Below are 19,847 nucleotides of genomic sequence, written 5' to 3'. Positions count from 1 at the left end.
CGCATGGATCTACGACTGCCCCGGGCCGGAGCCTGGAAGGCGGCGCTGCGGACGCCGCGGCGGCTGGGCGCCGCCGCGGCCGCCGTCGTGGTGCTCGCGGGAGCGGGCACCTGGACCGCGCTCGCCTCCGGCGACGGACCCGCCGTGCGCCGCTCGGACCGCGTCCTGACCACCGGCCACGACGAGGGCAGGAAGGTGCGGATCGACACGTCGTACTTCACGGCCGGCGACCCCGGGACCCGGCGCCCCGCCGTGCTCATCGGGCACGGCTTCGGCGGCAGCAAGGACGACGTCCGCGAGCAGGCCGAGCGCCTGGCCCGCGACGGGTACGCGGTCCTGACCTGGTCGGCGCGCGGCTTCGGCAGGTCCACCGGCCGGATCGGGCTCAACGACCCCGAGGGCGAGGTCGCCGACGTGTCCCGGCTCGTCGACTGGCTGGCGCAGCGCCCCGAGGTCCTCCTCGACAAGGGCGGCGACCCGCGCGTGGGCGTCACGGGTGCCTCCTACGGCGGCGCGGTCGCGCTGCTCGCCGCCGGGCACGACGACCGGGTCGACGCGATCGCCCCGGCGATGACGTACTGGAACCTGGCCGACGCGCTGTTCCCGCGCGGCGTCTTCAAGAAGCAGTGGGCCGGGATGTTCCTGAGCGCGGGCGGCGGCTGCGACCGCTTCCAGCCCCGCCTGTGCGCGATGTACGAGCGCGTGGCGGTGTCCGGGAAGCCCGACGCGAAGGCCCGCGCCCTGCTCGCCGGGCGCAGCCCCGCCGCCGTCGGCGACCGGATCACGGTGCCCGCGCTGATCGTGCAGGGCCAGCGGGACTCGCTGTTCCCGCTCGACCAGGCCGACGCCATGGCCAAGGCCATCCGCGCCAACCACGCGCCCGTCGCGGTCGACTGGATCGCGGGCGGCCACGACGGCGGCGACAAGGAGACCGACCGCGTCGCCGGACGGGTCACCTCCTGGTTCGACCGCTACCTGAAGGACGACAAGGGCGCGGCCACCGGCCCCGCCTTCCGCGTCACCCGCACCGGAGGCATCGACTCCACCGACGGCGCCGCCACCCTGCGCGGCGCCGGCGGCGACCGCTACCCGGGGCTCACGGGCGACGTGCGCGAGGTGCCGCTCGCCGGGCGCCCGCAGACCTTCGACAACCCCGCGGGCGGCGCGCCGCCCGCCGTCTCCGGCCTGCCGGGCCTCGGCGCCGCGGGCGGGAACGGCCTGGCGCGGCTGTCCGCGCTCGGCGTCGGCGTCTCGCTCGACGTGCCCGGGCAGTACGCCGCGTTCGAGTCGCGGCCGCTCACCGGGGACCTGCGGATCACCGGCACCCCCACCGTGCGGGTGCGCGTGAAGTCCGCGAGCGCGGACACCGTGCTCTTCGGGAAGGTGTACGACGTCGGGCCCGGGGGCCGCCAGGTGCTGCCCGCGCAGCTCGTCGCCCCGGTGCGGATCGGCGAGGCCGTCGACGGCGAGGACGTCGAGCTGACGCTGCCCGCCGTCGACCACGAGCTGAAGAAGGGCCACCGGCTGCGCCTGGTCCTCGCCGCCACCGACCTCGGGTACGCCTCCCCGGCCGCGCCGGCCGCGTACACCGTGGCGGTCGAGAGCGGCCTGAAGGTGCCCACGGCCCCCGGCGTGGACACGGCCGCCGCGCCGCTGCCCGCCTGGGTGTGGTGGCTGCCGCTGACCGGCGCGGGCGTCGCGGCGGCCCTGCTGCTCCTCGGCCGCCGCCGCGTCGCGGCCCCGGCGCCGGACCCGGACCTCGCGGGTGTGCCGCTCCAGATCACCGGCCTGAGCAAGCGGTACGCGAAGTCCACCGACCGGTACGCGGTGCGCGACCTGTCGTTCCGCGTCGAGCGGGGCCAGGTCCTCGGCCTCCTCGGGCCGAACGGCGCGGGCAAGACCACCACCCTGCGCATGCTCATGGGCCTCATCCGCCCCGACGCGGGCGAGATCCGCGTCTTCGGCCGTGCCGTCCGCCCTGGCGCGCCCGTGCTGTCCCGGGTCGGCGCGTTCGTCGAGGGCGCCGGGTTCCTGCCGCACCTGTCGGGCCGGGAGAACCTGGAGCTGTACTGGCGGGCCACCGGCCGCCCCGCCGAGGACGCGCACCTGGACGAGGCCCTGGAGATCGCCGGGCTCGGCGACGCCCTCGCCCGCGCCGTGCGGACGTACTCCCAGGGCATGCGCCAGCGCCTCGCCCTGGCGCAGGCCATGCTGGGCCTGCCCGACCTGCTGATCCTGGACGAGCCGACCAACGGCCTCGACCCGCCCCAGATCCGCGAGATGCGCGAGGTGATGATCCGGTACGCGGCGGGCGGCCGCACGGTCATCGTCTCCAGCCACCTCCTCGCCGAGGTCGAGCAGTCCTGCACCCACCTGGTCGTCATGGACCGCGGCCGGCTCGTGCAGGCGGGCCCCGTCGAGGAGATCGTCGGCACCGGGGACACGCTCCTCGTCGGCCTGGCCGCGGACGTCCCCGACCCGCTGGTGGAGAAGGTGGCCTCGCTCCCGGGCGTGGCGTCCGCGGCCCGCACCGAGGGCGGGCTCCTGGTGCGGCTCGACGGCGGCCCCGGGGCGACGGGCGCGGCGCTGCTGCCCGAGCTGGTCCGCCTGGAGGTGCCGGTGGAGTCCCTGGGGCCGCACCGGCGCCTGGAGGACGCGTTCCTGACCCTGATCGGAGGAGGTGCGGCGTGACGGCCCCACAGGACACGGCGGAGACCACCGGCGAGCCCCGCGAGGCACCGCCGGGCGGCTCCGCGCACACCACGGACACCACGGCGACCACGGCCACCGCGCACGCCGTGCACACCACGGACACCGCCGCCCCCGCGGTCACCGCGCCCGGCTACCGCCCCGGCCGTACGCTGCCGCTGCGCGTGGAGGCGATCCGCCAGCTCAAGCGGCGGCGCACGCTCGTCATGGGCGGTGTCCTCGCGCTGCTGCCGCTGGTGCTGTGGCTCGCCTTCGCGGTCGCCGGGTCGCCGGGCGGGCGCAACGACGAGGTCACCCTCATGGACACGGCCACGGCGTCGGGGGTGAACTTCGCCGCGACGTGCCTGTTCGTGTCGGCGGGCTTCCTGCTCGTCATCCCGGTCGCGCTGTTCTGCGGCGACACCGTGGCCGCCGAGGCGGGCTGGTCCAGCCTGCGCTACCTGCTCGCCGCACCCGTGCCCCGGGCCCGGCTGCTGTGGTCCAAGCTGGTCGTCGGCCTCGGCCTGAGCGCCGCGGCGATGGTGCTGCTCCCGCTGGTCGCACTGGCCGTCGGCACGGCCGCCTACGGCTGGGGGCCGCTGGAGATCCCCACCGGCGGCGCGCTGGACGCGGCCACGGCCGTGCGCCGGCTCGCGGTCGTCGTCGCCTACGTCTTCGCCTCCCAGCTCGTCACCGCGGGGCTCGCGTTCTGGCTCTCCACGAAGACGGACGCGCCGCTCGGCGCGGTCGGCGGCGCGGTCGGCCTGACCATCGCGGGCAACGTCCTGGACGCGGTGACCGCGCTCGGCCACTGGCGGGACTTCCTGCCCGCGCACTGGCAGTTCGCCTGGGCGGACGTCTTCCAGCCCACCCCGGAGTGGGCGGGCATGCTCCAGGGCGCCGCGGTGTCCGTGACGTACGCGGTCGTCCTGCTGGCCCTGGCGTTCCGGGGCTTCGCCCGTAAGGACGTCGTGTCCTGAGGGGCCTGAGCGACTTGCGAGACCTGTGGGACCCGAGCGACCTGGTGTCCTCGAGCCTCAGGGCGCGCCCGGCCCGCACAGCTTCCGTTCGGCCCGCACCGGGTCGTTCGGGAAGCGGAACGAGGTGCGCTCCAGCGCCCCGGCCGCGTTGCGCAGGAAGCGGCCCGCGGTGAGGGGCGCCCGGGTGGCGGCCCGCAGCTCGGCCAGCGGGCCGCAGCCCAGGGCCCGGCGTGCGGCGGCCACCCGGGCGGGGTCGAGGCCGGGCGGCAGGTCGTCGGTGCCCCGGTCGGCGACGATCCACTCGTCCGGCAGCCGCTTGTCGTGGCCCACGCGCGCGTGCGCGACGCGCTGCGAGTGGGCCGCCAGGGGGTAGGCGAGGCCGATCGGGTCGAGGGCGGCCCCGTCGAGGGGGACCACGGCGCCGTTCAGGCCGAGCGTGGCGTAGGCGCCGGTGACCGAGGGCGCCGCGGCCTCCACCCGGGTGCGGGCCAGGAACAGCGTGGGCGCCCCGATCCGCGCCGCCTCCCGCACCTCGCGCGCGTACGCCGCGTTGCCCCGGAACCCGGCGAAGGTGTGCCGCAGCGGGTGCGCGGCCGCGTTCTGCCGCACGTACACGCCGCGCTCGTCGGCGATGCCGCGCGGCCCGATCAGCCCCTCGTACGGGACCCGCAGCCAGGCCGCGCACACCGCGGCCCACACCAGGACGGTGGCGGTCGCGAGGGTCCACGCGCGCGTGGCGGGCACCACGAACACCGGCAGCACGAGCAGCAGAAGCCCCGGCAGGAACATCCGCGCGTGCATGAAGTCCCCGCCGACCTTGACGACGTACGCCCAGCACAGCAGCCCGGCGACGACGGGCGCGAACGCCGGCACGAGCGGCACCGGGCGCCCGTCGCGCCGCGCGGGCAGCACGGCCGCCACGATGAACAGGGCGGGCAGCCAGAGCAGGTAGGGGCCCGCGAAGTCCGCGAAGTAGGCGGCCCCGCGCCCCCACAGGCTGGCCGAGGCCTCCTTGGTGACGCCGGGCAGCGGCATCAGGTGCCCGTAGTAGCCCATGCGGAAGACCTCGTACGCGACGGGCAGCGCGCCCGCGGCCGCCGCCCCCGCCAGCGCGCCGCGCCGCGAGGGGCGCGCGGTCAGCCACTGCGCGCCCAGGAACACGGCCGACACCAGGGCCAGGTCGGGCCGGACGAACGGACCGAGGCCGAGGACGAACGCGGTGGCCAGCGCGCGCGGCCGGGCCACGAGCAGCAGCCAGGAGCCCGCGATCCAGCAGGTGGCGAGCCCCGTCTCCAGGCCGGAGGTGGCGAAGTCCCACACGGGCGGCAGGGCGAGCGGCACCAGGGCGCCGAGCGGCAGCAGGACGCCGCCGGGTGTCCGGGACGGGTGGCGCGGCCAGGCGGCCGCACCACCGAAGGCCCCGCCCGGGCGCCCGGGCCCGGACGGCGTGTGCAGCCGCGCCGCGCCCCACGCCGCCAGCGCGAACCCGGCCGCCGTGAGCAGCAGCCCGCCGTACACCGCCACGGCCACGACGTCGGCGCCGGGCAGCCCCGCGAGGACCAGCAGCCACTGCCACAGCGTCCCGGTGGAGGCCTCGGCGCGCTCGCCCGCGTTGAACACCGGCCCGTGACCTTCGAGGACCTGCCGGACGGTGCGGAGGTAGATGTGCCCGTCGTCGGACATCCAGCGCCGCCGGTACCCGGCGCAGACGATGACCAGCGCGGGCAGCAGGCACACCGCCAGGTGCCAGGGACGGTCGCGCCGGACGGCGCCCGGCGCGACGAGGGAGCCGTGCGGGCCGGAGCCCCGGACGGATACGCGCAGAGAGGTCATGCACGCTACTTCGGCGCAGGTCAGCGCGGCCTTGAACGGATGGCCGCCGCTGCCCCCTGGCGCACCCGGGTCACCCCCGGGCGTACGCGTGGAAGAGCCCGTCCTCGGTGACCCGCCACGGCGCGAAGCCGCAGAGGGCCAGCGGGCCGTCGGACTTCTGCGCGGACCGTTGAAATCTGGCTACGTCTCGGTAAGTTGACCCCACGGTAAGTACGCACGCACCCGCACCACGGACCCGTACCGGGAGCTGCCATGGGCGTACGCAAGGACCTGAAGCGGGCACGGCGCCACGGGGACCTGGCGGACCGCGCGCGGGTCGAACTGGTCCGGGACGCGCGCGGCGTGGTGCGCGAGGCCCGCACCCCCGCCCTGGTCGCGCCGGCCGGGAGCGGCAGCACGGCCGACATCCCCTTCACCAACGCCGCCGAGGCGCCCGACGCCGTGGTGCTGCGCCGCAAGGTGGCGGGGCGGTGGCGTCCCGTCACGGCCGCCGCGTTCGCGCGCGAGGTCACCGCCGCCGCGAAGGGCCTGATCGCCGCCGGGCTCGCGCCGGGCGACCGGGTCGCCCTGATGTCGCGTACGCGCTACGAGTGGGCGGTGCTCGACTTCGCCGTCTGGGCGGCGGGCGGCAGGACCGTGCCGGTCTACGCCACGTCGTCGGCCGCGCAGGTCGAGTGGATCGTCCGGGACTCCGGGGCGGGACTGCTCTTCGCCGAGACCGAGGAGAACGCGGCGACGGCGCGGGCGGCGGTCGCCGGGCTCGACGCCCCGCCGTCCGTGCGGACGATCGACGACGGCGCGGTCCTCGAACTCGCCCGGCTCGGCGCGGGGATCGGCGACGAGGAGGTCACCGCGCGGCGCGCCGCGCTCACCCCGGACACCGTGGCCACCCTCTGCTACACCTCCGGCACCACCGGCCGCCCCAAGGGGTGCGCGCTCACGCACGGCAACCTGTACGCCGAGGCGGCCAACACCGTCGAGCTGCTGCACCCGGTCTTCAAGGCGATCACCGGGCAGCGGGCCGCCACCCTGCTCTTCCTGCCCCTCGCGCACATCCTCGGGCGCACCATACAGATCGCCTGCCTGCTCGCCCGGATAGAGCTCGGCCACTGCCCGAGCGTGAAGCCGGACGAGCTGCGCCCCGAACTGCGGGCGTTCCGGCCGACGTTCGTCGTCGGCGTGCCGTACCTCTTCGAGAAGATCCACGCCACGGGGCGCGCGACCGCCGAGCGGATGGGGCGCGCCGCCTCCTTCGACCGCGCGGAGCGGGTCGGGGTGCGCTTCGCCGAGGCGTACCTCGCGCGCTTCCTCGGCACCGGACCGGGCCCTTCCGTCGGCCTGCGGCTCGCCTGGGCGCTGTACGACCTGCTCGTCTACCGGCGCATCCGCAAAGAAGTCGGCGGTCGGCTGCGCTACGCCATCAGCGGCGGCTCCCCGCTCGACAAGCGGCTCAACCTGTTCTTCCATGCCGCCGGGATCGTCATCTACGAGGGCTACGGCCTCACCGAGACCACCGCCGCCGCCACGGTCACCCCGCCGCTGCGCCCGCGCCCCGGCACCGTGGGCCTGCCCGTGCCGGGCACCGCGGTACGCGTCGCCGACGACGGCGAGGTCCTGATCAAGGGCGGCATCGTCTGCACCTCGTACTGGAACGATCCGGAGGCCACCGCCGCGGCCCTGGCCGACGGGTGGTTCGCCACCGGGGACCTGGGCTCCCTCGACGAGGAGGGTTACCTCACCATCACCGGCCGCAAGAAGGACCTGATCGTCACCGCGGGCGGCAAGAACGTGTCCCCCTCGGTCCTGGAGGACCGGCTGCGCGGCCGCGCCCCCCTCGGCCAGTGCGTCGTCGTCGGCGACAACCGCCCCTACGTCGCCGCGCTGATCACCCTCGACCCGGAGGCCCTCGCGCACTGGCTGGCCGTGCGCGGGCGGCCCGCGGACACCCCGGTGGCCGCGCTCTGCCGCGACCCGCAGCTCCTCGCCCACGTCCAGCAGGCCGTGGACCACGCCAACGAGGCGGTCTCCCGCGCCGAGTCCATCCGCCGGTTCGCCGTGGTGGAAGGGGAGTTCACGGAGGACAACGGACTGCTCACCCCGTCGATGAAGATCAAGCGGCGGGCGGTGGAGGCGGCGTACGAGAAGGAGATCGAGGAGCTGTACGGCGGCTGACGCCCCTCAGCGCGCCGGGGGCTCCGCGCGGGACTCGTCCAGGTACGTGCGCGCGACCTCGCTCGCCCGCGCGGCCCAGGCGGCGATCACCGCGATCTCGTCCGGCGTGAAGTCGTCGAACAGCCTGAGGAGCTTGGCGTGGTACGGGCCGTGCTCCGCGCGTGCGGGGCGGGGCGAAGTGGCTCATGCGGGGCCGGGCGGAGCGGCTCAGCCCCGCTGCTCCCGCTGCGGCGCGTCGAGCACGGGGGCGAGGAGGGCGAAGGCCCGGTCCGTGAGCGCGGCGGGGTCCTCGGCGCCCTCGCTGTCGCTCCACCGCTGGAGCACGGTGTCGAAGGCGGTCAGGGAGACCCCCGCGGCCAGCCGCGGATACAGGTCGGCCGCCGGGTCGAGGCCCAGGCGGGCGGCCAGCTCCTCCGCGAGCTCGCCGCGCCACTGGGCCTGGCGCTCCAGGAAGCGGGCCAGCAGGGCGGGCGTCCCGAGGATCAGCCGCACCACGCGCAGCGTCCGGTCGGCGTTGTTCGCGCAGGCGTCGACGGAGACCCAGACCGTGTGCCGCAGCGCGACCGACGGCGGCTCCCCGGCCGGGCGGGAGGCGAGCTCCCGGCGCATGTCGGCGCCCATGTCCGCGAGGAACTGGACGACCACGTCCTCCTTGGATGCGAAGTACCGGAAGAACGTCCGCTTGGACACCCCGGCCGTGGCGACGATCTCGTCGACCGTCACGGCGTCGAAGCCCTTGCGGGCCAGCAGGTCGAGGGCGGCCCGCGTCAGCTCGTCCGCGACGAGCTGGCGTTTGCGCTGGGCGAGGCTCAGATCAGGGCGAGTGGTCACCCCTCATCGTATCTGCCATGCCACGCCTGGCACGCAGGCGCGTCTTGACACCGAGTGCCATGGACAGCATTCTGTGTCACATGAACAGTCACCAGCGCTGGAGCGCCGACCGGATTCCCGACCAGAGCGAGCGCGTCTTCCTCGTCACCGGGGCCAACAGCGGGCTCGGCCTGGCGACCACCCGGGCGCTCGCCCGCAAGGGCGCGCACGTGATCCTCGCCGTACGGGACGAGGCCAAGGGCCGCCGTGCGGCCGCGGAGATCACCGCCGGACAGCCGGACGCCCGCCTGGAGGTGCGCCGCCTCGACCTGGCCGACCTGGACTCGGTCCGGGCGTTCGCCACCGCTCTGCGCGCCGACCACCCCCGCCTGGACGTGCTGATCAACAACGCCGGGGTGATGGCGCCGCCGCGCACGCTCAGCGCCCAGGGCCACGAGGTGCAGTTCGCCGCCAACCACCTCGGGCACTTCGCCCTCACCGGCCTGGTGCTCGACCTGCTCGCGGCCGGCACCGACCCCCGCGTGGTCACGGTCAGTTCGACCAACCACCGCCAGGGCCGCATCTTCTTCGACGACCTCTCCGGCGAGCGCACGTACTCGCCGATGGGCTACTACAACCAGTCGAAGCTCGCCAACGCCGTCTTCGGCTGGGAGCTGCACCGCCGCCTCGGCGAGGCCGGCAGCCCGGTGCGCAGCGTGCTCGCCCACCCCGGGTACACCTCCACCAACCTCCAGACCAACGGCCCCGTCGGCATGGTGAAGTTCCTCTTCGGCCGCCTGCTCTCGCCGCTCGCCCAGCGTCCCGACCAGGGCGCGCTCAACCAGCTCTACGCGGCGACCTCGCCGGACGTGGCGGGTGGGCAGTTCATCGGCCCCGACGGCATGGCCGAGCTGCGCGGCACACCCAAGCAGGTCAAGCTGGCCCCAGCCGCCATGGACCCCGGGACGGGCCGCCGCCTGTGGGAGCTGTCCGAGGAGCTCACGGCGGTGCGGTTCACGTTCCCTGCGGTCGCCTGAGCCGCGGGCCACGTACCCGGCGGGGGAGCACCGGCGTGCCACGCACCCTCCGGACGCGGCAGGCCTCCCGCGCACCCTCCGGACGCGGCGGGCCTCCCGCGCACGGCACACCGGCCCGCACCCCGGGCCGGGCGCCGTCGGGCTCCCCGCCCCGGCCACGGAACGCTCAGCTTCCGGCGCCGGCCACCTGACTCCGGCGCCGGAACCCCGGCTCTCCGGCCCGGCGCCGGAACCCACCCCGGCCCGGGCCCCAGGGCGGCGCCGCTCCACCCGGGCGGCGCCCCCGGCCCCCCGCCACTGGCCGGGCAGCGCCCCGGCCCCCACCGCAGCTCGCCCGAACCCCGCCTCCGGCCCTGCGTGCCGGGGCGTGCCCGCCGTCGGCAGGACGATGCCCGGGGCGGCCAGGCCACCGGCCGGCACCGCTCCGGCCCCCGGGGCGGCGACCGCGACGAACCCCAGCGCGGCGGCTCCGGCCGTCACGGCTCCCGCCGCGGGCAGCAGACAGCGCAGCAGCAGGTCCTGGACGCCGTCCACGTCGGACACCATGCGCGTCAGAACGGCACTGTCCCGCACCGGTTCCCGCCCGCGCACCAGCACCGTGAAGACAGTACGCGCAGGTCCTCTTGGGCCCGTAGGGCAGCGTCGTGTCCGTCCGGCCAGCCGCTCGACGTGCCGTAAGGCGCCAGAAGGCCGCGCAGCCACGCACGACGACGATCGCCAGTCCGAGGGCCGCCATCGAGGGCTGCACGGCCGCTCGCGGGATCATCCACGCCGCCGCTCCGGCCAGCCCCACGGCGCACATCTCGGCCGCGGCCCCGGCCTCCGCGGCCGAGGCGGACGGCGTGCCCGCGCCGGACAAGTCTGCCGCGCTGCGGCGGGACGGTAGGGGGCCGTTTCGGATGGTTCGTGGCGAGCCCGGTCACGATCACGGCGGCCAGCGGAAAGAGGCGTCGCCCGACCGGGGCCGAGCAGCCGACCGCGGTGAGCACCCAGCCCTACGGCCACATCGGCCGGGCCCTCGAGTCCGGGCCCACCACAATCATGGCCGGGGCTGGGGTGCCCGTCGTTGACGGGGTTCGTCGCGGCAGCCGCTGCTCGTCGCCAAGGCCCGAGTCCCCGGTCTACGTTCCGCGGCGGGAGGGGCGAACGGGGAGAGCATCTCTTCGCCGCCAACCCCTGGGATGATGCCTCCCGGAGAGCACTGTTCCGTGTGCAGCGGGAGAGTGCACGGCTCTGTGAGTGGTTGTGCCGGGTGGTGGCGCGTGAGCGTCTCGCACCCTGTTCGCCAGAGTGATCTTGGGCGGCTGTGGCGGGACGGGACGTGGGCTGCACCACTCCACCATGACGTGCGCGAACCGGCGCCCTGATACCGCCGATCCGGATATCGGGTAGGTGACCCCACGTCTGGAACGTTCCTCGAAGGCTCCGCGATCGGCTGCAAGTTATGGGCCCGGTTCGTTCGCGACGGCCCGCGAGCGTCCGCCGCGAGACGCTCGGGTTGGCTCCGCGTTTGGCTCCCGCCGGGGTGCTGCGACTGAAGCCCTACGGCGCGCGGTATCGATGCGGAAAGGCGGAAATGTCCGCTTCCCTGAAAGTGAGTAAAAACCAGGACCGACTCGGCTAACGTGCCTGGTCAGTTCCTGTGGTCCCCGCACGAGCGGGGCGCTCGGAGTTAAGCCCGGGCGGTGCTCCGGCCGCTGACCGTGCCCCAGGTAGGCCACCTGTCCGTCGGCCCGAGCACCCACGGCTGCCCGGACCCGGCGTGTGAGGCGCGGGATCGTCAGGGTCGTCAGGGAGGCGATGTCGGCGAGGTTGTGAAAGGCGTACGCCTTGATTTCGGAGCGCTGCAACCGGATCTGCTCCTGAAGCTGTGCGGGCAGAGGGCCACCGTCGAAGAGGAACAGCACCCGTCGCCTTCAGCAGGGCTCGGGGCCCAGTCGACGGCAAGCAGGCGGCCGATTCCGGGCGTGATCCCCAGCTCCTCGCGGTCTCCCGCACGCACGCCTGTAGCGGGGACTCGCCGGCGTCGACGTACCCGCCGGGGATATCCCGGTAGTCCTTGTACGTCGGCTCCAGGAGCATGACGCGGCCCTGCTCGTCGAAGAGCAGCGCGCCCGCGGCCACGTCCGCGCGTGCCACGGACCAAGCCAAGGACGAACTCGGCGCGGTTCCTGGCGGTGAGTGCGCGCGCTACGTCGAGGTCGTGGCGTACCCGGCGCTCCACGGGGAGGCCCCTCGTATCGATCTGCGGTCCGAGGTCGGAAGCGATCTGGAAGTCGGAAGCGATATGGAAGTCGCCGAATTCCTCAGCCGTGGCCTCCTTGTGGAGGGCGACGTCGCTCGGGCCCAAGGCGGTCCAGAGGTGGTTGGGGTCGGAGCCGAGCCCCGCTGCCGCCGCTTCCGCCTCGCGTAGGAAGGTCTTCGTCGTCGCGCGGTCCTCCGCGCGGGCGGCACCCCTCGCGCCGGTCAGGAGATCGCTCGGCAGCACATCGAGGCGGAGCTGACGGAGCGTGAGTACGCGTCCTCAATGGAGAGGTGGATCTATGACATCCGGCACACTCGCCTCACGAAGTGGCTCAACAGTGGCATTCCGGGCCCGCGCAGGCCGCGTACCGGGCAGGCAACAGCGTCCCGGTCCTGCCGGCCTTCTACGCCGGATGCATCAACCGGATGCATCAAGAGGCAGCCACCGGACCTCAAGCGCCGGATGGACGCTCAGGTGGATCTCCCTGAGCTGCCCGCCTGCCCGCCTGCCCGCCTGCCCGACGAGGACCGATCCCCGAGCGGACTCCTCCGCGTATTCACCGCAGCCACCCGCAGGAACCCTGTGTCGGCCGGACAGCGCCGCACCCACCCGCCCCCCCCCCCCCCCCCCCCCCCCCCCCCCCCCCCGCGGGACGGCCCGGCGCCCCGCCGCGCTCGGGCAGGCCGCCCATGACCAGCAAAAAGGCCTCCCCGAAGGAAGGCCGGTGAAGTGCGCCCCCGGCAGGACTCGAACCTGCGGCCAAGTGCTTAGAAGAGACCGACCTTGTTGCAGGTGCGCAAGGCCCTGACCTGCGGCGGAGTGCTGTGTGAAGTACACCCTGCGGGCACGGTCACCGAGCATTCCCCGGAGTGCATCGTTCCGGTGCGCAGCGGTGGAGTGCACGGCCCTGTGAGTGGTTGTGCCGGGTGGCACGTGAGCGTCTCGCGCTCTGTTCGCCAGAGTGATCCTGGACGGCTGTGGCGGGATGGGGTGTTGGCCGCACCACTCCACCAGACGTGCGCGAACCGTCGTCCGATACCACTCCGGTTATCGGATTGGTGATCCGATCTCTGGAACGGCTCCTCGAAGGTTCCAGAATCGGCTGCCAGCGTGGGCCAAGTTCGTTCGCGACAGTCCGCGAGCGTCCACCATGAGACGCTCGGGGTTGGCTCCCCGTTTGGCTCCCGCCGGGCTAGGGCTGAAGCTCTATGGCGCGCGATGTCGATGCCGAAAGGCAGGAATGTCCGTTTTCCTGAAAGTAAGTAAAAACCAGGGTCGACTCGGCTAACGTGCCCGGTCAGTTCCTGTGGTCCCCGCACGCGCGGGAGTGGTCCCGAAGCCGGAGGCGCGCAATGACCGACTTCGCCGTGGTCCCCGCACGTGCGGGGGTGGTTCTCGAAGTACGCTGCTATTTCGAGCGCGGAAGGGTGGTCCCCGCGCGTGCGGGGGTGATCCGGCAGGTACTGGCGGAGGAATGGAGAGTGTGCCGCGGATGGGGCCGAAGACGACCAAGGTCTACGAGACACTCCGCGAGCGACTCGCTGCGGGTGAGTACGCCCCCGGCGACAAGATGCCTTCGGAGCGGACGCTCGTGGAGGAACTGGGCATCGGTCGCACGGCCCTTCGGCAGGTGTTGGCGCGTCTCGTGGCGGAAGGCGCGCTGGAAGTTCGAGGCAGGAGTTCGTACCGGGTTCCTGGCGCGGTGAGCGTCCAGGCGCCGGAGGGGCTGGAGCCGTGGCGCGTCCACGGTGAGCGTGATCTCTACGACAACCGGTGGGTCAAGCTCCAGCTTTGGGATGTTGAACCGCCCGGCATGAAGCGCTTCGAGCACCACGTGGTGAAACTTCACCACGTCGCTATCTCCGCGGTCCTCGACGACCAGGACCGCGTGCTCATGATGTGGCGGTACCGCTTCGTCCCGCAGCAATGGGGCTGGGAGCTCCCCGGCGGCATCGTGGATGAGGGAGAGGACCCGGCGGACACCGCGCTGAGGGAAGTCGTAGAAGAGACTGGGTGGCGTCCGGAGAAGCTGGATCACGTCGTCACTTATCAGCCCATGGTGGGCATGGTCGATTCACCGCATGAAATTTTCGTGGGCCGTGGTGCCGAGCGGGTGGGAGAGCCGACCGACCTTGAAGAGGCCGGTCACATCGAATGGGTGCCACTGGCTGACGTTCCAGGGCTGATGGCTCGTGGGGAGCTGATGGGCTCGGGCACCCTGGTCGCCCTGCTCCACATTTTGGCGAGCCGCGGCCGGCAGGGAATTACAGCCGCGAACTGAGCAGGTCGACACGGCGTCGTTGCCGCACGGAGCCGGTACGGCTGGCCAGCAGGCGAGCCTGGCGTAGGTGGGTATCGGCGTCCTCGTACTCCGCTCGCGCGAGATGCGCCTGTGCGAGGTCGGCGTGGAGACCAGCTTGTGCCCGGACGAAGGTCGGGTCCATGACCTCAAGGGCGCCGTACAGGCTCGTCACTGCTTCGCTGTCTCCGAGAAGGGCAAGGACGTTGCCGCGCCAACGCGCGAGGTGGGCTTCGTTGAGGAAGATGCTCAGCATGTCGGGATCTCTGTCCTCAGAACCCGGCGGAATGGTCCTTGCGGCAGCGTCAAGCGCGTGCCGGCAGTCGTCCGGCATAGCCGCGTGCACGCACAATTCTGCCTCCGCCGCGTAGAGCCAAGCGCGGAGGCGAGGAGATCCGGATCGGCCCAGAGTGCGTTGGGCATCGCGCACGAGATCGACACCAAGAGTCGGGCGGCCCGCTTCGCACAGGACATACGCCTGCTCTGCCGTCGCGTGGGCGAGGTACATAGGGGCTTCGGCATCGTGCGCCGCCTTCTTCGCGAGTTCGTAGTGCCTCCAAGCCCGTTGAATGGCCCCTGAATTGATTGCTTGCCACGCTGCCAGGGTCGACGCTCCTGCGAGCGCGAGTGCCACCGGTCGACGCGCGGTGGGGAGCACTGTGAAGCTCAGCGCGTCTTCAAGGGCCGACAGGTGGCCTGCCATCTGGTCCACGAGACTGGAGGCGCCCACCTGGCGATCCATGACGCGGAACAGCTCTGTCTGGTCGTTGAACGCCTGCACCATGGTCGCGCTGACGCTGCTGGCTGAATCAATCCTGCTCAGCAACTCGTCGTAACCGTCCGCCAACGCGCGGCCATCCGTGCCTTCACCGCCCCGCAGCTCATCGTCCGTAACTCCCAGAAGTTGCCGCAGGATCGTCGCGTAGCGATCCGAGATGGCGCGCTTGCCGTTCTCCCACTCGGATACGTACACGCGCAAGCTCGCGGTCGACGCGACGTCAGCGACATGTCGTCGGGCGTACTGCTCGATCTCGCGAACCAGACGCTCCTGAGACCAGCTTCGCGCCGTGCGCGCGCTTCGAAGTCCTGTCCCCATGGGCCACCACCCGGTGGTCGGTCCAGCGCTGACTCGCTCAGCATGCCGTAAGTCGCCGCAGGTCAACAGGGTTTAACAGTACGGAAGTTAAGAGCTGTTGGCTGTTGGGACGACCGGTTGATCGGCTTCTCTGGAAGCGCGTCGCAGAGGTCGGGTGCCGCTCGATCCGCGACCAGTCTTGACTCTGGTGCGCACCAGATGCTTTCCTTCTGGTGCGCACCAGAAGTGGAAGTGCCTCCACTCGGCAGTGCCCGGAGGGCCCGTGAAGCGGGTCCGAAGGAAGCACCGGTTGTTTGAGAACTCAACAGCGTGCCAAGCGGCGGGGTGAGAGTCCCCGTCCCCGTTACGGCCCGGGTGCTGGCCGTCGGCGGCCACTTCGTGGGAGGCGAACCGTCCTTCCCCGCGTGCCGGCTCTGGAGAACACCCCGAAGGATCATGCCGCCATCACTGGTGGACAGCCCTTGGGGTGCCACCTGGTGCGCGCCGCCCTGCTGGCGTCAGAGCAGTGACGATGACGCTCCCGATCTTCCCGGCTCGGGGTCGGCGCGCCGTGCCAACGGCGTGCCGATGAAGCCGTGTTCCTTCGTCTTCAAGGGGGTCGGTGTGAGTCGACGACATCCCCGGGCGCCGCCGTGATGGACCGGCCGGTCGGCGCCAGTTTGTTCCCCGGTCTGCCTGTTGCTGGTTCCGCAGCCGTGTGCTGCGGCCGGTTGCCTCCTCCGCCCGACCGGCCCGCGCTGTGTGCGGTGGCCGTACGGGCGGGGTTGAGGGGAGCCGGGATTGTCTCGGTGTCCACGAGTGAGGAGACCGGTATGTCCACATCCTCTGGTGAGTGCCTGCAGTGCTTGGAGCACTCCAAAATGCACGGTCTTGGTGACGCGTGGAAGCGCTGCGAGCCGTGCGAGCAGCATGCCGCGATGCACGCTCGGGAGAACAGCGGGTGCGGTGGCGCGCTGATGGTGCTTGCGGCCACGGTCGCGGTCATCGGCGGCGTGTTGCGCGGCAGCACGGGCAAGGCATGACTCGCCGCTCTGCCTTGTCGTACGACAGCCCTGATGGTCGAAGGCCGGGTTCGACTCCTGGCCGGGGCGCTGCGGCCTGCGCATGGGCCGCGCGCCGCGCTTGAGCGGCGCTTCTTTCCCAACGGCGTGCGCCCCCGGAGGGGCTACTCCGGGGGCGCCTTGGGCCGTTCCACCCATCAAGGAGACCACGACCCATGAGGTGCATCGTTGCTGGTCATGAAGCCGTTACGGCGGTGGAGTTCGCGGAGTTGGCCTTCGGTATCGACCCGGAGCTGTTCACCGGCCCGGTGAGCGAGTCCGTGCAGGAGCGCAGGGCGCGCCTGGATGTGGCGCGGGAGGTGCTGGCGGAGCTGCGTGAGGTGGACCCGCAGGCGGCGGCGTACGCGGAGCTGCTGCTGCGTCCCAGCCCGCTGAAGGGCGCCCGCACCGGCCGTCGGCCGCGCCGGGCGGTGCGCGGCTGCTCGGGGTATGGGGCGGTGGCGGCATGATCCGCATCCTCACCAAGGGCCGCCTGGAGCGACTGCTCGGACAGGTGCGCACCGCTCGCGAGGTCAGCGGTGCGGTGAACGCGGCCAGTGCCCGGCACTTTCGGGAGCTGTACGCCGCTGCCGGCCGCGCGGAGCGGGCCGAGGCGGCCGCCGCAGAGGCGGGCGAGATCCTTTCCGGTGCTCTGCAGGAGCTGGCCGCGGCGCAGCAAGAGCTGCTGCTGAAGGACATCGCGATCCGGCGCTTGCGTGCGGAGCTGGAAGGCGGGGCGTTGGAGGGGCGGGCGCTGACGGTGCTGATGCACTACGGCGAGCCTCACTCCGTCTACGTCTCTCGGGAGGACGCCCACGCTGATACCGCTGCTCATGGCGTTGCGCCGGAGCGGTGGGTGGTTGGCGGTGAACGTCCCGCGCGTGAGGTTCGGTGGCGGTGTGAGGCGTTCATCTTCGACGCCCGGGCCAACGGCTTTCGCCGGGCCTGCGCACCGTCTGCGGCGGCGGTGGGAGGTGCGGCGTGAACGGCGTTCAGGCCTGTTCACCGACGCGTTCAGCGGAGCGTGCGCTGTCGGTCGGCACCTGGTTGATCGTGGGTGGGGCGATGCTCTACTCGATCCTCACGGTGACGCCGCTGATGGCCGCCCACACTCCCGCGCGGTGGCAGTGGACGGCGCCGATCCTGCCGCTGGTGGTGGATGCCGCGGTGGTGATCGTGGTCAAGCTGGACGACGTGCTGGCCCGTATGGGTGGGCGTGGCGGAGGCTGGCCGGTCACGCTGCGGTGGATGACCGGCCTGATGACGCTGGCCCTGAACACCGCGGATGCCGCGCTGGCGAAAGACCTGGTCGGTGTCGCGGTCCACGCGGTGGCGCCCCTGCTGTTGATCGTCACCGCGGAGACGAGCCTGGCCTACCGGCGTGCTCTGGCTGCCGCGCAGGCGGCCATGGAGGCCGAGCAGCGGACGGAGCGCGAGCGCGCCGAACGCGCGGCCCGCGAACGCGCGGCGCAGGCTCGTGCCGAGGCGCGGGAGGAGCGCGAGTACGCCGCCCGGTTGGCGCGTGAACAGCGTGAGCACGAAGCCCAGCTCGCTCGCGAGGCCGCGGCCCGCGAGGAGCGCCGGCTGCGCGAGGAGCGTGAGGAGCGCGACCGTGCGGCGGCGGCCGAGCGGGAGATGCGTGAACGCCGTGAACGCGAGCGTGAACAGCGTGAGCGGGAACGTGAACGCCTCGCCCATGAGGCCGCGGAGCGCGCCGCGCGGGAGCGCCGCGCGGCGCAGGAAGCCGCCGCGCGTGAACAGCGTGAGCGGCGTGAGCGAGCGGAGCGTGAACGCACCGCGCTGCTGGAGCGAGGCCCCGCGCAGGGCAAGCTGCCCGAGCCCGAGGCTCGTCAGATCGTGAGCGCCGCGTTCGCCGCGGGGCTGGCGGTGCGGGCCGCGGCGGAGTTGTGCGGCTGGTCGGTGGGTTGGGTCTCGGCGCGCTATGCCGAGCAGCGCCAGCCGCACCCCGGCGCCCGTGCCGACCTGGCCATCGCCAGCCGCTAGGAGGCCCGCGATGTCGCACGCCTACGCCGACTGCTTCGACCCGACCGGTGCCCGTTACGGGATACCGGCCTACCCCTACCGGCTGGCCCCGCCTGGCCTTGCCACGCGGCGCCAGTTGCGCGCCCGCGGCCTGCGCCCGGGCGGCCAGCCGATCGCCGCGCAGGTCATGCGCGCCAACCGCCGCGCGGGCGGGCACCAGGTGGCCTACCTGTACCGCATCGACCTGGCCAAGCCGGTCCGGCCGATGACCTCCCGCAAGTGGGGAGCGCTCGCGCTGGCCATGCTCGCCCGCCGCACCTGCCCGCGCTGCCGGCAGGACGTCGGCTACTGCATCCCGCGCTCCTACGGCATCTGCGGCGCCTGTATCACCGCCACCGAACAGCGCGCCGCCTGAATCCCTCAGCGTCATCAGGAGTGTCGTCGTGATCACCACGCACCGCTGCACTGCCGCGGGGTGCTCCTTCGCGGTCACGGTCCGCGGCGTGGACGCCGCGGAGAACCGCCGCTGGCAGGAGATTTCCGCCGCTCACCCCTCCCACACCCTCTGACCATCAGGAGTTTTGCTGTGTCCAGCCGTTCCCGCCCCCAGGCCCGCACCGTGAAGGTGCCCGCCGGGGCCACCACCGTGCGCATCCCGCGCCAGCGGGGCCGCCGCCAGCAGTCGTTCGTGCTGGTAGTTCCCGAACGCCCCACCCTGACCAGCCAGGCCCTGCGCACGGTGGGGCGCCTGTTATGGCATCACCGACTGGCGCTCTTGCCGACCGGGCTCGCCGTGCTGTGCCTGCTGGTGGCCGCGGTTCTACACGTGACCGCGCCGTGGGCGGGCTACCTGCTCCTGGTCGTGGGCCTGCTGCCGGTGCTCGCGCTTCTGGCCCCGCCGCTCGCCCGCCGCTTCACGAGCGGGGTGCGGGCCTGGCAGTGGGCTGCCGCCTCCCTCGTCGCGCTCATGGGCCTGTGGGGCGCGCTCGCGGTGCTGCTCGGTCCGCTGGCCGGGCCGCTTGAAGTCCTGTGGTTCCTCGGCCTGCTGGCCGCCTACGGCCTGCGCGCTGCCCTTCGCCGTACGACTTCGAAGGAGAAGGTCTGATGGCTACCCCCAGCCGTAACGGCACGGCTACCAACGACAAGGGCAACAAGTTCGCCAACGCCGGGGCCGCCGCGGGCGGCTTCGTCGGGGCGATGGGCGGCAGCTTCATGCCCTCCATCAGCATCAACGTGGACCGCAGCACCCGTAAGGCCGTGGACAAGAGCGTGCAGTCGCTGCTGCCGCCGCCGGACTTCGGCTCGCCCGCGCAGGTCCGCAACTACTGCAACACCCTGCGCGCGGCCGGGGTGATGCTCTCCATCGAGGTGGCGATGGCTGCCGAGATCATGCAGAGCGTGCTCGCGACCGTGCCGGACCCCGAAGGTCGCGTGCTGGGCTCGCGTATCCGGGCGGCGAAGGTCTCGCGCAAGATGCGCAAGTCCGCCGACGCGCTGCGCAGCGCTGCCAAGAACGCCGCCGCCTGCTACTCCGCGTTCCAGCAGGAGTACCAGGAGGAGATCAACCGGGTCCGGCACCGGGCGCGCAAGCCGAAGGCGCCGTCGATGAACTGGGCCGAGCAGTGAGGCGCCGGGCGATGACGACGGACGCGAACATGCAGCAG

The 19,847-nt window shown here is 73.0% G+C and carries 17 protein-coding genes; 13 read left to right on the top strand and 4 right to left on the bottom strand.

Going from position 1 to position 19,847, the window contains the following annotated elements; translation table 11 throughout:
• Window positions 1-3: 3 nt before the first annotated feature.
• A complete protein-coding gene (locus IE330_RS16620) occupies window positions 4-2,691 on the top strand; it encodes an alpha/beta fold hydrolase (protein WP_190136793.1) in 2,688 nt (895 codons plus the stop codon).
• Between the two features lie 107 nt (window positions 2,692-2,798).
• On the top strand, window positions 2,799-3,668 hold the full coding sequence (locus IE330_RS16615; RefSeq protein WP_190136807.1) for an ABC transporter permease: 870 nt from the start codon (window positions 2,799-2,801) through the stop codon (window positions 3,666-3,668).
• A 57-nt stretch (window positions 3,669-3,725) separates the two neighbouring features.
• Here the strand turns inward: IE330_RS16615 and IE330_RS16610 are convergent, their stop codons facing one another.
• Window positions 3,726-5,501 carry an arabinofuranosyltransferase AftB family protein gene (locus tag IE330_RS16610; RefSeq protein WP_190136792.1) on the bottom strand — a complete coding sequence of 592 codons (1,776 nt, stop codon included), beginning with the start codon at window positions 5,499-5,501 and terminating at the stop codon, window positions 3,726-3,728.
• Window positions 5,502-5,753: 252 nt separating this feature from the next.
• Here IE330_RS16610 and IE330_RS16605 point away from each other — a divergent pair, with 252 nt between their 5' ends.
• Window positions 5,754-7,673, top strand: a complete 1,920-nt coding sequence (locus IE330_RS16605) for an AMP-dependent synthetase/ligase (protein ID WP_190136791.1) — start codon at window positions 5,754-5,756, stop codon at window positions 7,671-7,673.
• Window positions 7,674-7,880: 207 nt separating this feature from the next.
• Here IE330_RS16605 and IE330_RS16600 read toward each other — a convergent pair whose 3' ends face one another.
• Window positions 7,881-8,504 carry an acyl-CoA-like ligand-binding transcription factor gene (locus tag IE330_RS16600; RefSeq protein ID WP_190136790.1) on the bottom strand — a complete coding sequence of 208 codons (624 nt, stop codon included), beginning with the start codon at window positions 8,502-8,504 and terminating at the stop codon, window positions 7,881-7,883.
• A gap of 80 nt (window positions 8,505-8,584) precedes the next feature.
• On the opposite strand from IE330_RS16600, the gene IE330_RS16595 reads away from it, so the two are divergent.
• Entirely contained in the window at window positions 8,585-9,520 is a 936-nt protein-coding gene (locus IE330_RS16595; RefSeq protein WP_190136789.1) for an oxidoreductase, read from the top strand.
• A gap of 1,620 nt (window positions 9,521-11,140) precedes the next feature.
• Here IE330_RS16595 and IE330_RS38975 read toward each other — a convergent pair.
• Entirely contained in the window at window positions 11,141-11,602 is a 462-nt protein-coding gene (locus IE330_RS38975) for an NUDIX hydrolase (RefSeq protein ID WP_308439018.1), read from the bottom strand.
• Between the two features lie 1,655 nt (window positions 11,603-13,257).
• Here IE330_RS38975 and IE330_RS16585 point away from each other — a divergent pair.
• Window positions 13,258-14,046, top strand: coding sequence for an NUDIX domain-containing protein (locus IE330_RS16585; RefSeq protein WP_190136788.1), 789 nt, complete (start codon window positions 13,258-13,260; stop codon window positions 14,044-14,046).
• On the opposite strand, the gene IE330_RS16580 is transcribed toward IE330_RS16585, so the two are convergent.
• Entirely contained in the window at window positions 14,030-15,160 is a 1,131-nt protein-coding gene (locus tag IE330_RS16580; RefSeq protein WP_229925696.1) for a helix-turn-helix domain-containing protein, read from the bottom strand. The genes IE330_RS16585 and IE330_RS16580 overlap by 17 nt on opposite strands.
• 812 nt (window positions 15,161-15,972) lie before the next feature.
• Here IE330_RS16580 and IE330_RS16575 point away from each other — a divergent pair.
• From IE330_RS16575 to traA, 8 genes are all read left to right on the top strand, one after another.
• Entirely contained in the window at window positions 15,973-16,182 is a 210-nt protein-coding gene (locus IE330_RS16575) for a hypothetical protein (RefSeq protein ID WP_190136787.1), read from the top strand.
• A 194-nt stretch (window positions 16,183-16,376) separates the two neighbouring features.
• A complete protein-coding gene (locus IE330_RS16570) occupies window positions 16,377-16,670 on the top strand; it encodes a hypothetical protein (protein WP_190136786.1) in 294 nt (97 codons plus the stop codon).
• A complete protein-coding gene (locus tag IE330_RS16565) occupies window positions 16,667-17,185 on the top strand; it encodes a hypothetical protein (RefSeq protein ID WP_190136785.1) in 519 nt (172 codons plus the stop codon). The genes IE330_RS16570 and IE330_RS16565 overlap by 4 nt, the downstream gene beginning before the upstream one ends.
• Window positions 17,182-18,204, top strand: a complete 1,023-nt coding sequence (locus tag IE330_RS16560) for a DUF2637 domain-containing protein (RefSeq protein ID WP_190136784.1) — start codon at window positions 17,182-17,184, stop codon at window positions 18,202-18,204. The genes IE330_RS16565 and IE330_RS16560 overlap by 4 nt, the downstream gene beginning before the upstream one ends.
• A gap of 10 nt (window positions 18,205-18,214) precedes the next feature.
• Window positions 18,215-18,598, top strand: a complete 384-nt coding sequence (locus tag IE330_RS16555; protein WP_190136783.1) for an RRQRL motif-containing zinc-binding protein — start codon at window positions 18,215-18,217, stop codon at window positions 18,596-18,598.
• 28 nt (window positions 18,599-18,626) lie between these two features.
• Window positions 18,627-18,752: a hypothetical protein gene (locus IE330_RS39680; RefSeq protein ID WP_268257299.1), complete on the top strand. Its 126-nt coding sequence runs from the start codon at window positions 18,627-18,629 to the stop codon at window positions 18,750-18,752.
• Between the two features lie 17 nt (window positions 18,753-18,769).
• Window positions 18,770-19,288, top strand: a complete 519-nt coding sequence (locus IE330_RS16550; RefSeq protein ID WP_190136782.1) for a hypothetical protein — start codon at window positions 18,770-18,772, stop codon at window positions 19,286-19,288.
• Window positions 19,288-19,809: a plasmid transfer protein TraA gene (traA, locus tag IE330_RS16545; RefSeq protein WP_190136781.1), complete on the top strand. Its 522-nt coding sequence runs from the start codon at window positions 19,288-19,290 to the stop codon at window positions 19,807-19,809. Before IE330_RS16550 ends, traA begins: the two co-directional genes overlap by 1 nt.
• Window positions 19,810-19,847: the final 38 nt, after the last annotated feature.

This window comes from Streptomyces longispororuber (assembly GCF_014656095.1).
GTDB classification, from domain to species: domain Bacteria; phylum Actinomycetota; class Actinomycetes; order Streptomycetales; family Streptomycetaceae; genus Streptomyces; species Streptomyces longispororuber.
Note: the sequence above shows the minus strand (reverse complement) of the source record. Positions and strands in the feature narration are given on the sequence as shown.

Excerpts from the sequence above, each read along its gene's own strand:
- IE330_RS16580 (WP_229925696.1), bottom strand. The coding sequence starts at position 15,160 with ATGGGGACAGGACTTCGAAGCGCGCGCACGGCGCGAAGCTGGTCTCAG.
- IE330_RS38975 (WP_308439018.1), bottom strand. The coding sequence starts at position 11,602 with ATGCTCCTGGAGCCGACGTACAAGGACTACCGGGATATCCCCGGCGGG.
- IE330_RS16570 (WP_190136786.1), top strand. The coding sequence starts at position 16,377 with ATGAGGTGCATCGTTGCTGGTCATGAAGCCGTTACGGCGGTGGAGTTC.
- traA (WP_190136781.1), top strand. The coding sequence starts at position 19,288 with ATGGCTACCCCCAGCCGTAACGGCACGGCTACCAACGACAAGGGCAAC.
- IE330_RS16605 (WP_190136791.1), top strand. The coding sequence starts at position 5,754 with ATGGGCGTACGCAAGGACCTGAAGCGGGCACGGCGCCACGGGGACCTG.
- IE330_RS16620 (WP_190136793.1), top strand. The coding sequence starts at position 4 with ATGGATCTACGACTGCCCCGGGCCGGAGCCTGGAAGGCGGCGCTGCGG.
- IE330_RS16610 (WP_190136792.1), bottom strand. The coding sequence starts at position 5,501 with ATGACCTCTCTGCGCGTATCCGTCCGGGGCTCCGGCCCGCACGGCTCC.
- IE330_RS16585 (WP_190136788.1), top strand. The coding sequence starts at position 13,258 with ATGGGGCCGAAGACGACCAAGGTCTACGAGACACTCCGCGAGCGACTC.
- IE330_RS16575 (WP_190136787.1), top strand. The coding sequence starts at position 15,973 with ATGTCCACATCCTCTGGTGAGTGCCTGCAGTGCTTGGAGCACTCCAAA.
- IE330_RS16555 (WP_190136783.1), top strand. The coding sequence starts at position 18,215 with ATGTCGCACGCCTACGCCGACTGCTTCGACCCGACCGGTGCCCGTTAC.
- IE330_RS16595 (WP_190136789.1), top strand. The coding sequence starts at position 8,585 with ATGAACAGTCACCAGCGCTGGAGCGCCGACCGGATTCCCGACCAGAGC.
- IE330_RS16565 (WP_190136785.1), top strand. The coding sequence starts at position 16,667 with ATGATCCGCATCCTCACCAAGGGCCGCCTGGAGCGACTGCTCGGACAG.